10 protein-coding genes are annotated in these 14,739 nt (G+C 77.0%); all 10 read left to right on the forward strand.

Annotated features, from left to right (window positions below; all coding sequences use genetic code 11):
• Nucleotides 1–3 precede the first annotated feature (3 nt).
• Nucleotides 4–1,047: a MurR/RpiR family transcriptional regulator gene (locus LO771_RS01140; RefSeq protein ID WP_230647378.1), complete on the forward strand. Its 1,044-nt coding sequence runs from the start codon at nt 4–6 to the stop codon at nt 1,045–1,047.
• The gene (locus LO771_RS01145; protein WP_230647380.1) at nt 1,044–2,414 is read left to right on the forward strand and encodes a M20/M25/M40 family metallo-hydrolase; all 1,371 of its coding nucleotides are present in this window, start codon (nt 1,044–1,046) and stop codon (nt 2,412–2,414) included. The genes LO771_RS01140 and LO771_RS01145 overlap by 4 nt, the downstream gene beginning before the upstream one ends.
• 142 nt (nt 2,415–2,556) lie before the next feature.
• Nucleotides 2,557–4,434 (forward strand): ABC transporter substrate-binding protein, encoded by a 1,878-nt coding sequence (locus tag LO771_RS01150; protein WP_230647382.1) that lies wholly within the window; start codon nt 2,557–2,559, stop codon nt 4,432–4,434.
• Nucleotides 4,435–4,438: 4 nt separating this feature from the next.
• A complete protein-coding gene (locus LO771_RS01155; protein WP_230647384.1) occupies nt 4,439–5,497 on the forward strand; it encodes an ABC transporter permease in 1,059 nt (352 codons plus the stop codon).
• On the forward strand, nt 5,494–6,477 hold the full coding sequence (locus tag LO771_RS01160; RefSeq protein WP_230647386.1) for an ABC transporter permease: 984 nt from the start codon (nt 5,494–5,496) through the stop codon (nt 6,475–6,477). Before LO771_RS01155 ends, LO771_RS01160 begins: the two co-directional genes overlap by 4 nt.
• Nucleotides 6,474–7,613: an ABC transporter ATP-binding protein gene (locus LO771_RS01165; protein WP_230647388.1), complete on the forward strand. Its 1,140-nt coding sequence runs from the start codon at nt 6,474–6,476 to the stop codon at nt 7,611–7,613. The genes LO771_RS01160 and LO771_RS01165 overlap by 4 nt, the downstream gene beginning before the upstream one ends.
• Complete coding sequence (locus LO771_RS01170; protein WP_230647390.1) at nt 7,610–8,737, forward strand: ABC transporter ATP-binding protein; 1,128 nt, start codon at nt 7,610–7,612, stop codon at nt 8,735–8,737. Before LO771_RS01165 ends, LO771_RS01170 begins: the two co-directional genes overlap by 4 nt.
• The gene (locus tag LO771_RS01175) at nt 8,730–9,647 is read left to right on the forward strand and encodes an LD-carboxypeptidase (protein WP_230647392.1); all 918 of its coding nucleotides are present in this window, start codon (nt 8,730–8,732) and stop codon (nt 9,645–9,647) included. The genes LO771_RS01170 and LO771_RS01175 overlap by 8 nt, the downstream gene beginning before the upstream one ends.
• Nucleotides 9,648–9,764: 117 nt before the next feature.
• Nucleotides 9,765–13,139 carry a BTAD domain-containing putative transcriptional regulator gene (locus LO771_RS01180; RefSeq protein ID WP_230647394.1) on the forward strand — a complete coding sequence of 1,125 codons (3,375 nt, stop codon included), beginning with the start codon at nt 9,765–9,767 and terminating at the stop codon, nt 13,137–13,139.
• Nucleotides 13,140–13,282: 143 nt separating this feature from the next.
• A complete protein-coding gene (locus LO771_RS01185; protein ID WP_230647396.1) occupies nt 13,283–14,695 on the forward strand; it encodes an FAD-binding oxidoreductase in 1,413 nt (470 codons plus the stop codon).
• The last annotated feature ends 44 nt before the right edge of the window (nt 14,696–14,739 follow it).

Below are 14,739 nucleotides of genomic sequence, written 5' to 3' on the forward strand. Positions count from 1 at the left end.
TCCATGCGGCCCCCACTCGCCCCCACCCCCGTCCTGACCCACCTGCGGGACGCCGCCGGCGTCTGCGGCCAGGCCGGTGCGCGCCTGTTCGCCGCCATCGCGGCGGACTACCCCGCGTCGCTGGAGGAGCGCCCCGCCCGGCTGCTGCGCAGCGCGTCCGCGACGGCGGCGGACCTGGAGCGGCTGCTGGCCACGGCGGGGTTCACGGACACCGACGACCTGCGGCTGCGCTCCCGGCAGGAGACCGGTCTCCGGCTGGCCGCCCCGGACCTGCGCTTCACCGAACGGGAGGGCGCGGGGACCGGGCGCACCGGGCTGCGCCGCGCCGTGGCCAGGGAGCGGGAGAACCTGGGCGCCGTCCTGGACGCGCTGCAGTCGGGCGGCGCGCTGGAGCTGGCCGCGGAGGCGGTCCTGGCGGGCCGGCGGCGCTGGGTCCTGGGCGACCTGGGGTGCTTCGGCCACGCCGTGCTGTTTGCGGACGCCCTGGCGGCGTCGCTGCGGGACGTGACGCTGGTGCAGCCCGGCGCGGGACCGGCCGCCGACGCCCTGTGCGACGCGCACGTCCGTGACGTGCTGGTGGTCTTCGCGCTGCGTCCGCACGGCGACCTGGCGGTGCGGGCGGCCCGGGAGTTCCACGCCCTGGGCGCGACCGTGGTCGCGGTGACCGACGACCCGGACGGCCCGCTGGCCGAGTACGCGGCGCACGTGCTGGCGGTGGCGGGCCCCGACGGGGAGCCGCTGCCCTCGCCGGCCGCCGTCACCGCGGTGGGGCACCTGCTGTCGGTGCTCGCCGCCGCCGGGGCCAAGGGCGCGTCCCGCCGCGAGCGCCGCCGGGCCGAGGTGCACCGGGCGCTGGCGGCCCGTCACGCACCGGACGGCCCGCCGCACGGCGGCCCGGCGCACTACGGCCCGCCGCACGGCGGCTCCGCGGCCGGTGGCGGCGCTGCCGGTGGCGACCCGGCCGGTGACGGCGCTGCCGACGACGGGGCTGCCAGTGACGGGGCTGCCGGCGACGGCGGCAGGGACACGGAGGAGGAGGGCCGATGAGCACCGGCACCGCACCGCAGGAGACGCCCCGGGAGACACCCCGGGAGGCCGCCGACCTGCTCGGCGAGGACGCGGCGGAGCTCTGCTCGCGCCTCATCCGGTTCGACACCACCAACTTCGGCGGCGGCGACTCGCGCGGGGAGCGCGCGGCGGCCGAGTGGGTGGCGGAGACCCTGGCGGAGGCCGGCCTCGACCCCGTCGTCCTGGAGTCGGCGCCGGGCCGGGCCAGCACCGTGGTCCGCATCCCCGGCACCGACCCGGCCGCCCCCGCCCTGCTGGTCCACGGCCACCTGGACGTGGTGCCCGCGCAGGCCGCCGACTGGTCCTTCGACCCGTTCGCGGGCGAGGTGCGCGACGGCGCGGTCTGGGGCCGCGGCGCCCTGGACATGAAGGACATGGACGCGATGATGCTGGCCGTCGCCCGGGGCTTCGCCCGTGACGGGTACCGGCCGCCGCGCGACGTCGTCCTCGCGTTCGTCGCCGACGAGGAGGACACCGGCGCGTACGGGGCGGGCTTCCTCGTGGAGGAGCACCCGGAGCTGTTCGAGGGCGTCGCCACCGCGATCGGCGAGTCCGGCGGCTTCACCGTGCACCTGCCGGACGGCGGCCGGCTGTACCCGGTCGCGGCGGGCGAGCGGGGCAGCGCCTGGATGACGCTGACCGCCCGCGGGACGGCCGGGCACGGCTCGCGCGCCAACCCGGACAACGCGGTGGCCCGGCTGGTCCGGGCGGTCCACCGGCTCTCCTCGCTCGACTGGCCCGTGCACCCGACGCCGGTGGTCACGGCGCTCCTGGAGGGCCTGGGCGAGCGGCTGGGCCTCGCGGCCGACCCCGCCGACCCGGCGTTCCTCGGCGCGCTCGGCGAGGCGGCCTCCCTGGTGGAGGCGACCCTGTCCAACACCCTCAACCCGACGATGCTGCAGGCCGGCTACAAGCACAACGTCATCCCGGGCGAGGCGACGGCGGGCGTGGACGGGCGCATCCTGCCCGGCGCCGAGGACGCCTTCTTCGCCGCGGTCGACGCGGTGCTGCGCGAGGAGGGCGTGGACCGCTCCTTCGCGAGCTTCACCGCGCCCGTCTCGGCCGACCACCGCTCCCCGGAGTTCGCGGCGATGGCGCGGGCGCTGCGCGCCGCCGACCCGGAGGCGCTGGTCCTGCCGTACTGCATGTCGGGCGGCACCGACGCCAAGGCGTTCGCCCGGCTCGGCATCGCCTGCTACGGCTTCGCGCCGGGCAGCACCCCGCCGGGCTTCCCGGTGTGGGACTACGTCCACGGCGTCGACGAGCACGTGCCGCTCGCGAGCCTCTCCTTCGGCGCGGCGGTCCTCGACCGCTACCTGCGGACCGACCCGCGCGACCCCGCCTGACCCCCTCCCCGCCGGCGGGCCCCTCCGCCTGCGGTCCCCCTTCCGCCCCGAGACCCCTTCCCTGCGACAGCCCCTCCCTGCGACACCCCTGCGAGACCCCTTCCCTGCGGCACCCTTCCCCGAGACACGAGGAGCAGCCTCCGTGACGACCGACGCCGACCGCAGCACCCCCTCCGCCAGACCGGGCACCGCCCGGACCCGCAACCGGGCCTCCCGCGCCGCCGCCGCCCTCGCCGCGCTCGCCCTCGCGGGCTCCGCCGGTGTCGCCGGGGCGCCCGCGGCGGCCGCCGCCGACCAGCCGACGACGCTGCGCGCCGCGATGTCCTTCTCCGGGGTGGACACGCTCAACCCGTTCCTCGCCTACTTCAACGGCGCGCTGGACATCTTCGGCTCGGTCTACCCGACGCTGAACTCGCTGCAGCCCGACGGCACCCCGGGCCCGTACCTGGCGACCTCCTGGAAGCCGTCGGACGACAAGCTCACCTGGACGTACACCCTCCGCAGCGGCCTGAAGTGGAGCGACGGCAAGCCGATCACGGCCGAGGACGCCGCCTGGACGCTCAACCTGATCATGACGGACGAGACGGCTGCCACCGCCAACGGCTCGCTCGTCGCCAACTTCGAGAAGGTCACCGCCCCGGACGCCACCACGCTGGTGATCAGGACCAAGAAGCCGCAGTCGAACGTCCCCTACGTCTCCATACCGGTCAGCGGCATCCCGATCGTGCCCAAGCACGTGTGGGAGCAGCACACCGGCGACCTCAAGTCCTTCAAGAACGACACCTTCCCGCTGGTCGGGTACGGGCCGTGGACGCTCACCGACTTCAGGACCGAGCAGTACGCGAAGTTCACCGCCAACAAGGACTTCGTGCTCGGCGCGCCGAAGTTCGACCGGCTGGTCGAGCAGAGCTTCAAGAGCCCGGACGCGGCGGTCGCCGCCCTGCGCAGCGGCCAGCTCGACTACGTCAACAACATCGAGGCCGCCCAGTACAAGGCCCTGAAGGGCGACAAGGACGTCAAGGCCTTCCAGGAGGTCGGCAACCGCTGGTTCGGCGTCGAGCTCAACGCGGGCGCCCGGACGAAGTCCGGGAAGAAGCTCGGCACCGGCAGCCCGGCGCTGGGCGACACGGCCGTGCGCAGCGCCATCGCCCTGGCGGTCGACCGGGACACCCTGGTCGCCAAGGTCATCGACGGCCTCGGCAAGCCGGGCGCCGGCTACCTGCCGCCCGCCTGGCCGCAGTGGGCGTGGAGCCCGGCCGGGGGCAAGGCCGAGCACGACCCGGCGAAGGCGAACAAGCTGCTGGACGACGCCGGGTACAAGCGCGGCGGGGACGGCGTGCGGACCGACCCGAAGACCGGCAGGCCGCTGGTGCTGCGCCTGGGCATCCACTCCGACCGGCCGCGCGACACCCAGGCGAGCGCCTACCTGGCGGGGTGGCTGAAGGACATCGGCGTCAAGGTCGACATCCAGGCGCTGTCGATGAGCAAGCTCAACGACGACCTGGCCAAGGGCGACTGGGACATGCTCATGGACAGCTGGAGCACCGGCCCCGACCCGACGTACCTGCTGGGCATCCAGACCTGCGACGCGCTCCCCGACGACCAGGGCAACGGCGGCAGCACCGACGCCTTCTTCTGCGACCCGGAGTACGACAAGCTGTTCGAGCAGCAGGTCACGACCTTCGACCAGGGCGAGCGGGCGCAGGTCATCGGGAAGATGCAGGACATCCTCTACAAGGCGAACAGCGACATCATGCTGTTCTACGCGAACGGCCTGGACGCCGTGCGCACCGACACCGTGCAGAACCTGGTGACCGGCAAGGCGGACGCGGCGGGGCTGTACCCGTCGCAGACCACCTTCTGGAACTACATCACCGCCGCCCCGCCCGCGAAGGGCGCGAAGGACGGCTCCGGCAGCAATGCGGCGCTGATCGGCGGCGGCCTGGTGGCCGTGCTCGTGGCGGCCGGCGTGGCCGTCCTCGCGATGCGGCGCCGCTCCGCCTCGGACGACCGGGAGTGACCCCGTGAGCGACCTGCTCGACGCGGTCGCCCTCCCGGGGCGGGAGGAGCCGGCCGGCTCCTCCCGCCCGGGGCGGTCCCCCGCACCGTTCCTGCGCTACCTCGCCTCCAAGGTGGCGGCCGCGCTGGTCAGCTTCGCCGTGACCCTGGTCATCGGCTTCGTGCTGTTCAGCCTGATGCCGGCCAACCCGGTGCAGTCGCTGACCCGGGGCCGCCCCACCAGCGCCGCCCAGATGGAGCACCTGCGCCACCAGCTGGGCCTGGACCAGCCGGTGTGGCACCGGTTCCTCTCCTTCGTCGGGGACACCCTCCAGGGGAGGCTCGGCGACTCCTGGCAGTTCCAGCAGCCGGTGGCCTCCCTGATCGGGGAGCGGCTGTGGCCGACCCTGCTGCTGACCGGCACCGCGACCCTGCTCTCCGTCGTGCTCGGCCTGTGGCTGGGCGTGCACAGCGGCTGGCGGCACGGCAGCCGGTTCGACCGGCTGACCTCGGGGATCTCGCTGACGCTCTGGTCGGTCCCCACGTTCTGGCTGGCCATGATCCTGCTGGTCGTCCTCAGCACCGGCCTGGGGCCGATCCCCAGCCTCTTCCCGGCCGGCGGCATGAGCGACGCCTACAGTCCCAGCGGCTTCGGCCACGTCCTGGACGTGGCGCACCACCTGGTGCTGCCCTGCCTGACGATGGTGCTGGTCGTCTTCGCCCAGTACGTGACCGTCATGCGCTCGTCCGTCATCGACGAGCTGGGCAACCCCTACCTGCTGACGGCCCGCGCCAAGGGGCTGATGGACAGCCAGGTCCGCAACCGCCACGCGGCGCCCAACGCGCTGCTGCCGTCGGTCACCGTGATCTTCCTGCAGCTCGGGACGGTCGTGGGCGGCGCCATCACGGTGGAGACCGTCTACTCCTGGCCCGGCCTCGGCTTCCTCACCTACCAGGCCCTGCAGGTCCCGGACCTGCCGCTGCTGCAGGGCACCTTCATCGTCTTCAGTGCCTCGGTGATCCTCATGAACCTGCTGGCGGACGTGGTGTACCGCTTCCTCGACCCCCGGGTGCGTGCCCAGTGACGGCCCCCGGCACCCGGGCGGACGGGACCCGGGCCGACGGCACCCGGGCCGACGGCGCACCGGCGGACGGCCTCCGGGCGGACGGCGCCCCGGGCCCCGCCCCCGCGTACCGGCCGCCGCGCGCCGCCGCGCTGCGCCGCTTCGCCCGCGCCTACCTGGCCCGGCGCGCCGGCGCCGCGGGCCTGGGCATCCTGGTGCTGGCCGCCCTGCTGGCGCTGACCGCGCCCCTGTACATCGGCGACGGCCAGCTGGACGTCACCCGCGTCGACGGGCCGCTGCTGGCCCCGCCGAGCGGCGCGTACCCGCTGGGCACCGACCACGCGGGGCGGTCCGTGCTGCTGCTCACCGTCTGGGGCGCCCGCTCCTCGCTGGCCGTCGGCTGCGTGGCGACCGTGCTCACCGTGCTGCTGGGCAGCGCGGTCGGCCTGGTCGCCGGGCACTACGGCGGGCGGCTCGGCCGGGCGCTGATGCACGTCACCGACTGGTTCATCGCGCTGCCGAGCCTGCCGCTGGCGATCTCGCTGGCGGCGGTGATCGGGCAGGGCCCGGTGTCGATCACGATCGCGATCGCGGTCACCTCGTGGAGCGCCACCGCCCGCCTGGTGCGGGCCCAGACCATCGCGGTCGGGGCGCGGCCGTTCGTCGAGCGGGCGCGGGCCCTGGGCGCGGGCGAGGCCCAGGTGATGTTCCGTCACATCCTGCCGAACGTCACGCCGATCATCCTGGTCTCCGCGACGCTCACCGTGGCCTCGGCGATCCTGTCCGAGGCGACCCTGACCTTCCTCGGCCTCGGCGACCCCACCGACGTCACCTGGGGCTCCATGCTCAGCGCGGCCCTCTCCCAGGGCGCGGTCACCTACGGCGCGTGGTGGTACCTGATGGCGCCCGGCACGGCCATCCTGCTCGTGGTGCTGGGCTTCACCCTCACCGGGCGCACCGTGGAACACCTGCTCAACCCCCGGACGGGAGGGGCGTCATGACCCTGCTGGAGGTGCGCGGCCTCGGTGTCTCCTACCGCAGCGGCGGCCGCGAGGTGCCCGCCGTGCGCGGCGTGGACCTCACGCTGGACCGCGGCGAGACGCTCGGCCTGGCCGGCGAGTCCGGCTCGGGCAAGTCGACCCTCGCGCTGAGCCTGCTGCGGCTGCTGCCCGCCGGCACCCGCGTGGAGGGGCAGGTGCGGTGGGAGGGCGAGGACCTGCTCACCGCGAAGTGGAGCCGGGTGCGGGCGGTCCGCTGGGCCGGCGCGTCGGTCGTCTTCCAGGGCGCGCTCAGCGCGCTCAACCCGGTCCGCACCGTCGGCGACCAGATCTGCGAGCCGATCGTGCTGCACGAGGGGGCGACCCGGCGCGAGGCCCGCCGCCGGGCCGGGGAGCTCCTGGAGAGCGTCGGCGTGCCCGTGCGGCGGCTCGACGGCTACCCGCACGAGTTCTCCGGCGGCCAGCGGCAGCGGATCATGATCGCGATGGCGCTGGCCTGCCGCCCCGACCTGATCATCGCGGACGAGCCCACCACGGCCCTGGACGTCATGGTCCAGGCGCAGATCCTGCAGCTCCTGGCCGACCTGGTGAAGGAGGAGCGGATCGCCGTCCTGATGATCAGCCACGACCTGTCGGTGCTGGCGCAGATGTGCGACCGGCTCGCGGTGATGTACGCCGGGCAGCTCGTCGAGACCGGGCCGTCGGCGCAGCTGCTCACCGACCCCCGGCACCCCTACACCCGGGCACTGGCCGGGGCGTTCCCCGTGATCGGGGACCCGGCCTCCCGCCGCGCCCCCTCGGGGCTGCCCGGCGACCCGCCCAACCAGGCGCAGCTGGGCGCGGGCTGCGCCTTCGCGCCGCGGTGCCCGGAGGCGGACGCGGACTGCCGCACCGGCGCGGTGCAGCTGTGGCCCGCCGGTCCGGGACGGGACGCGGCCTGCCTGCGGGTGCTCCCGGACGGGGTGCTGCCGGACGGGGCGCTGCGGGACGGCGCCGCGGAACGGCCCGCGGACGGCGCGGACGCGGTGCCGGCCGAGCCCGGCGGCGCGGACGCGACCGGGGAGCGGGCCGGGGAGCAGGCCGAGGAGCAGGCCGCGCCGCAGCCGGCCGCCGGGACGTCAGCAGGAGGACAGTCATGAGCGCATCGGCACCCGCATCCGCCGCCGGGCCGACGGCCTCCGCCGGCCCGGCGGAGGCCGCACCGGCGGCCCTGGAGGTCCGCGGCCTGACGGTCGTGCACCCGCCGCGCGGCGGCCGCGGCCCCGCCCGGGCCGTGGACGGCGTCGACCTGCGGCTGGAGCAGGGCGAGATCCTGGCCCTGATCGGCGAGTCGGGCTGCGGCAAGAGCACCCTGGCCCGCGCCCTGGTGGGCCTGACCCGGCCCACCTCCGGCGAGGTGCTGTACCGGGGCACGCCCCTGCGGTACACCGGCTCCGCCCTCAAGGCGTACCGCCGCCACACCCAGCTGGTCCTCCAGGACCCGGGCGGCGCCCTCAACCCCCGGCAGACCGTGTTCGACGCGGTCGCCGAGGGCCCCCGCCTGCACGGGCTGAAGGAGGGGCTGGAGGAGCGGGTGCGCTCGGCGCTCTCCCGGGCCGGGCTGCGCCCCCCGGAGGACTTCCTCGCCCGCTACCCGCACCAGCTCTCCGGCGGCCAGCAGCAGCGCGTGGTGATCGCCGGGGCGCTCGCCCTGGACCCGGCCGTCGTCGTCGCCGACGAGCCGGTGGCCTCCCTCGACGCCTCGGTGCGCGGCGAGATCCTGCAGCTGGTCCTGCGGCTCCGCGACGAGCTGGGGCTCTCCGCGCTGGTCGTCAGCCACGACCTCGGCCTGGCCTGGAACATCGCCGACCGGGTGGCGGTGATGTACCTCGGCCGGATCGTCGAGGTCGGCACCGTCGAGGACGTGCTGCTGCGGCCGGTGCACCCCTACACCAGGGCGCTGCTCTCCGTGCTGCCCGGGCCCGACCGCGGCCGGCGGCCCACCGTCCTCACCGGCGAGGCGCCCGACCCGACCGCGGTCCCCGCGGGCTGCCGCTTCCACCCCCGCTGCCCAGCGTGGGCGGCGCTGGACGGACCGGGCCGGGAGGCCGCGGGGTGCACGGTGCGGGAGCTGCCGGTGCTCACGGCGGACCCGGGCGCCGGGCGGCAGGCCGCCTGCCACCTGGTGGACGCGGCGGCGGACACGCCGGCGGGCGGGGCGGGGACGGCCGGCGCGCCGGGGGGCGCGGCGCAGGCACCCGGGGCGGAGGACGGCCGTGGCTGAGTCCCTGCTGCGGCCCCCGGCGCTGCGCCCCGGCGACCGCGTCGCCGTCGCCGCCGCCAGCGGGCCGCCCGACCAGGCCGCCCTCGACCGGGGGCTGGCCGCGCTGCGCGGCCTGGGCCTGGAGCCCGACGTCCTGCCCTCCGCCCGGGCGGGCGGCGCGTACCTCGCGGGCTCCGACGCGCTGCGGGCCGCCGACCTCACCCGGGCGCTGACCGACCCGTCCTACCGGGCCGTCCTGCTCGCCTGCGGCGGGTACGGCGCCCAGCGCACCCTGGAGCTGGTCGACTGGGAGCGCGTCGGCGCCCCGGCGCCGCGCGCGGTCGTCGGGTACTCCGACGTCACCGCGCTGCTGGAGGCCGTCGCGGTGAGACTCGGCTGGGCGTCGCTGTTCGCGCCCATGCCCGCCTGCGACGGCTTCCACCCGGACAGCCCGGCCTTCGGGCACCTGGCGCGGCTGCTCACCGACCCGGCCTCGGTGCGGGAGCTGGCCTTCCCCGGTGCCCGGGCCCTGGTGCCCGGCACGGCGGAGGGCGTCACCGCGGGCGGCACCGCCACCCTGCTGGCCTCCTCGCTCGGGTCGGCGACCTCCCGGCCCGCGCGGGGCGCGGTCCTCCTGCTGGAGGACGTGGACGAGGAGGTCTACCGGCTGGACCGCATCCTCACCCAGCTGCGCCGCTCGGGGTACCTCGACGGCGTGGCCGGGATCGTCTGCGGGACCTTCACCCGCTGCGGCGCCCCGGAGGAGGTGGAGGAGCTGCTCCGCGACCGCCTCGGGGACCTCGGGGTGCCCGTCCTGGCCGGGGCCGACGTCGGCCACGGGGTGCCCATGCGGACCTTCCCGATCGGGGTGCGGGCCCGCCTGGACGCGGACCGGGGCACCGTGCGGCTGCTCGACCCGTCGCTCACCTGACCCGGCGCCCGTCCCCGGTGCGCGGCGGCCGGGCCGGGGCGCACCGGGGACGGGCACCGGGGCCCGCGTGCCGTGGACGGGGCTCCGGGCCGCCGGTAGGGTGCGGTGGGGGCAGATATGTCCGACAACGTCCGCATCAGCCTGTTCGGCGGCTTCCGGGTGGTGGTCGGGGACCGCCCCGTCGCCGCCGGGGAGTGGCGGCTGCGCAAGGCCAGGACCCTGCTGAAGCTGCTGGCCCTGGCCCCGGGCCACCGGCTGCACCGGGACCGGGTCTACGACCTGCTGTGGCCCGACCTGGACCCCGCGGCCGCCGCGAACAACCTGCACCAGGTGCTCCACGCCGCCCGGCGCGCCCTGACCGCGGCCGGGGCCCCCGGGGACGTGGTCGTCCTGCGCGACGACACGGTCGTCCTCGGCCCGGAGGGCGGCGTCCGGGTCGACCTCGACGACCTGGAGGAGGCGGCCCGGCGCGCGTCCGCGGGCGGCGGGTCGGCGGAGTACCGCGCCGCGCTCGACCTGGCCGGGGGCGAGCTGCTCCCCGAGGACGCCTACGAGCCGTGGACGCAGGAGGCGCGCGACGCCGCGGACGTGCGGCGCACCCGGCTGCGGGCGGGCCTCGCCGGGGCGCTGGAGCGGGAGGGCCGCCCCGCCGAGGCGGTCGAGGTGCTGGAGGCCCTGGCCGCCGAGGACGGGTTCGACGAGCCGGTCCGCCGGGCCCTGATGCGGACCCTCGCGGCCGCGGGGCGGCGGCGCGAGGCGCTGGCCGTGTACGAGCGGCTGCGCGACGCGCTCCGCAGCGGCACCGGGTCCGACCCGGACCCGCAGACCCGGCGGCTGTACCGCACCCTGCTGGCGGGCTCGGTCGAGGACGGGGACGGGGACGGGGACGGGGACGGGAACGCGATCGGGGACGGGAACCGAAACGGGGACGGGAGCGAGGACGGGGGGCCCGGGCCCGGCCCCGCGCCCCGGCACAACCTGCCCGCGCAGACGACCAGCTTCGTCGGCCGGGAGCGCGAGACTGCCGAGGTGGAGGAGCTGCTGGCCCGGAGCCGGCTGGTGACCCTCACCGGGCCGGGCGGCTGCGGCAAGACCCGGCTGGCCCTGGCCGTCGCGGCCCGCCGCACCGGCGCCGTCCGCGACGGCGTGTGGTTCGTCGACCTCGCCGCGTTCACGGAGCCCGGGCTCGTCCCGGACGCGGTCGCCGAGGTGCTCGGCGTCCGCCTGCCGCGGTCCGGCGGGACGGCGGCGGCGCTGGCCGCCCGGCTGGCCGGACGGGAGCTGCTGCTCGTGCTCGACAACTGCGAGCACCTGGTCGACGCGTGCGCCGCCCTCGTCGCGGAGGTCCTGGCCCGCTGCCCGGGGGTCACCGTGCTCGCGACCGGCCGGGAGCCGCTGCGGGCCTACGGCGAGCGCACCTGGCGGGTGCCCTCGCTCGGACTGCCGGACCCGCGCCGGCTGCCGGCCCCGGCCGCGCTCGGCCGCTTCGCGTCGGTGCGGCTGTTCACGGAGCGGGCGGCGGAGGTGGCGCCCGGCTTCCGGCTCGGCCCCGGCAACGCGGCGGCCGTGGCGCAGATCTGCTTCCGGCTGGACGGGATGCCCCTGGCCCTGGAGCTGGCGGCCGCGCAGGTGCGCGTCCTGGAGCCGCGGCAGGTCGCCGACCGGCTCGACGACGCGCTCACCCTCCTCGGGCAGGGCGGCAGGCGTGCGGTGACGCGGCAGCGGACCCTGCTGGCGACCCTGGAGTGGAGCCACCGGCTGCTCGACCCCGGGGAGCGGCGGCTGCTGCGGCGGCTGGCGGTCTTCGCCGGGAGCTTCTCCCTGGCCGGCGTCGAGGAGGTGTGCGGCGAGGACGGCGACCCGGACGGCGTGCTGGGCGCCCTCGGCCGCCTTGTCGACAAGTCGCTCGTCCTCGTGGAGCGCCACGGCGGCGAGGCGCGCTACCGACTGCTGGAGACGATCCGCCAGTACGCGCGGGAGCGGCTGCGCGAGGCCGGGGAGCAGGCGGGGACCGAACGGCGGCACCGCCGCTTCTACCTGGCGCTCGCCGAGGCCTACGAGCCCGAGCCGCAGCCCGGGGCCGGGTCGGAACGCGGGCAGGGGCACGGGCAGGGGCAGGGGGCCGGGGTCCCCGGCGGCACGCCGGTGCAGCTGGAGGCCGACCACGACAACCTGCGCGCCGCGCTCGGCTCGGCCCTCGGGAGCGACCCGGAGACGGCGCTGCGGCTGGCGGTCGCCCTGCGGCTGTTCTGGACCGAGCGCGGCTACTTCGCCGAGGGCCGGCACCGGCTGGAGTCGGCGCTCGCCGCCGCCCCGGAGCCGACCCCGCTGCGGGCGCGGGCCCTCGCCGCCCTGGCCGTGCTCGCGATCCGGCTCGGCGACTGCTCCCGGCCGGTGTCGGCCGCCGCGGAGGCGGTGGCGGTCCACCGGGCGGGCCGGGACCGGGCCGCGCTGGCCTACGCCCTCCACCGGCAGTCGGTCCTGCTGTGGATGTGCGGCGCCTGGGACGCGGCGGACCGGGCGCTCGACGAGGCGTGCGCGCTCGCCCGCGGCGCTCCCACCGCCCGCGTGCCCGCCGTCCTGGCGGCCGCCGCGTACCAGCGGGGGATCCGCGCCGCCTCCCTCGGCGACGGCGCGGCCGCCCGGGCCGCGTTCGCCGGGAGCCTGGACCTGCTGGCGGACCTCGACGGCGCCACCGGGCCGTTCCTCCCCGTCATGACGCCCGGCTACGTCGTGGAGGAAGGCGCCGGGGGCCGCGTGTCGGTGTACTTCGAGGAGACCGTGCTGGCGGGGCGGCTGGTGGGCGCGGCGCAGGCCCGCGGGTACGCGCTGGCCAACCTGGCGTGGGCCGCCCGGCTCGACGGCGACACGGACGGGGCCGCCGCGGCGGCGGAGCGGAGCGCCGCGTGCTTCCGGGACCTCGGGGACCCCCGCGGGGAGTCGCTGGCCCTCAACGCCCTCGGCAACATCTGCCGTGCCCGCGGGGACCGCGCCGCCGCGCGGCGGCACCTGGAGGCGAGCCTGGCGGTCAGGCGGCGCCTCGGCGACCGCCGCGAGGTCGGGATCACCCTCGGCTGCCTCGGCCTGCTGGCGCTGTCCGCCGGCGACCTCGACGGCGCGCGGGCGGCGGTCGGCCGGGCGCTCGCCGGGTTCGAGGAGGCCGACGACGTCCCGGGCCGGACCAACAGCCTGCTCCACCTCGGGCTCGTCGCCCGGGCGGCGGGCGACACCGCCGCTGCGCGGGCCCTGCTCGTCCGCGCCCAGGAGCTGGAGCACGTCGCCGGGTCGCGGTGCGCCGCCGGGTGGGTGGCGGTCGTGCTGGCGCGGCTCGCGGAGGAGGCGGGCGACCGCGTCGGCGCCGACGCGGCCACCGCCCGGGCCAGGGCGCTCTTCACCGGGCCCGGCGACGCGCGCGGCCTCGCCCACCTGCGCCGGACCGGCCCGGCGGCGGCCGCACCGGCGGGCCGAGGGGCGGGGGCGGCGCCGGCGTGAGCACGACCGGCGGGAACGGGCCCGGCGCGAACGGGCCCGGCGGGAATGCACAGCGGGGGTGCACAGCGGCTGCTAAGCCGGTGCTAAGCGCCCCGCCGTAGCGTCCCAGGCGTCGGAACGAGATTCCACCCAGGGAGGCCGACATGTCGATCGACACGGAGCGGGGTGTCCTCGGGGACGCCACCATCGGCGAGCTGGAGGCGGCGCTGCGCGGCACGGTGGTGCGGCCCGGCGACGCCTCGTACGACGAGGCCCGGACGGTCTGGAACGGCGCCCACGACCGGCGGCCGGCCCTGGTGGTGCGGTGCGCCGGGACGGCGGACGTGGTGCGGGCGGTCGAGTTCGCGCGCAGCCAGGACCTGCTGGTCGCGGTGCGGGGCGGCGGGCACAGCATCGCCGGGTTCTCGACCTGCGACGGCGGCGTCGTCGTCGACCTGTCCGGGATGAAGGGGATGCGGGTCGACCCGGCGCGGCGCCGGGCGTTCGCCCAGCCGGGGCTGACCTGGGCGGAGTTCGACAACGAGACGCAGGCGTTCGGCCTGGCCGTGACCGGGGGCCTGGTCTCGTCGACCGGAATCGCCGGCTTCACGCTCGGCGGCGGGGTGGGCTGGCTGGTCCGCCGGTACGGCCTGACCTGCGACAACCTGGTCGGGGCCGACGTCGTCACCGCGGACGGCCGCCTGGTGCACGCGGACGCGGAGGAGAACGCCGACCTGTTCTGGGCGCTGCGGGGCGGCGGCGGCAACTTCGGCGTCGTCACGTCGTTCGAGTACGCGCTGCACCCGGTGGGGCCCCAGGTGATGGCGGGCCTGGTCTTCTACCCCCTCGACGAGGCGCGGCAGGTCGTCACCCGGTGGCGGGACCTGACGGCCGGGGCGCCGGACGAGCTGACGACCATGGTCGTGATGACCACGGCGCCGCCGGTGCCGTTCCTGCCCGAGGAGGTGCACGGCACCCGGGTGGTGGCCGTCGGCTGCATGTACGCGGGCGCCCTCGCGGACGCCGAGGAGGCGGTCCGCCCGCTGCGGACGCTGGGCACGCCGATCACCGACCTCGTCGGCCCCCTGCCCTACACCGCCATGCAGACGCTGCTGGACCCGCTGTGGACGCCCGGGGCGCACAACTACTTCACCTCGACGTTCGTCGAGCCGTCCGACGCCGCGCTGGACGCGGTGCTGCGGCTGCACCGCACCACGCCGACGCCCTCCAGCGAGCTGCACCTGCACCAGCTCGGCGGCGCCTGCGGCCGCGTCCCCGCGGACGCGACCCCCTTCAGCCGGCGCGACGCGCAGGTCCTGTGCAACGTGATCGCCCGCGCCCCCGGGCCGGAGGGCTTCGACGGGCACGTGGCGTGGGCGCGCGCGGCCCGGGATGAGGTCGCCCGGCACGGCGGGGGAGGCATGTACGTCAACTTCACCGGCGACGCGGCGGAGGACAAGGTGCGCGCGTCCTACCCGGAGGCCGTGTACGACCGGCTGGTGCGGGTCAAGGACGCGTACGACCCCACCAACCTCTTCCGGCTCAACCAGAACATCCGCCCGTCCGCCGCGGCCTGACCCGGCGCCGCCACCGGTCCGCCCGGCCCGCCTCCGGGCCGGGC

This window comes from Streptacidiphilus sp. ASG 303, assembly GCF_020991365.1.
GTDB lineage: Bacteria > Actinomycetota > Actinomycetes > Streptomycetales > Streptomycetaceae > Peterkaempfera.

Coding starts and splice junctions, on each gene's coding strand:
- LO771_RS01140 (WP_230647378.1), top strand. CDS start 4: ATGCGGCCCCCACTCGCCCCCACCCCCGTCCTGACCCACCTGCGGGAC.
- LO771_RS01145 (WP_230647380.1), top strand. CDS start 1,044: ATGAGCACCGGCACCGCACCGCAGGAGACGCCCCGGGAGACACCCCGG.
- LO771_RS01165 (WP_230647388.1), top strand. CDS start 6,474: ATGACCCTGCTGGAGGTGCGCGGCCTCGGTGTCTCCTACCGCAGCGGC.
- LO771_RS01170 (WP_230647390.1), top strand. CDS start 7,610: ATGAGCGCATCGGCACCCGCATCCGCCGCCGGGCCGACGGCCTCCGCC.
- LO771_RS01180 (WP_230647394.1), top strand. CDS start 9,765: ATGTCCGACAACGTCCGCATCAGCCTGTTCGGCGGCTTCCGGGTGGTG.
- LO771_RS01185 (WP_230647396.1), top strand. CDS start 13,283: ATGTCGATCGACACGGAGCGGGGTGTCCTCGGGGACGCCACCATCGGC.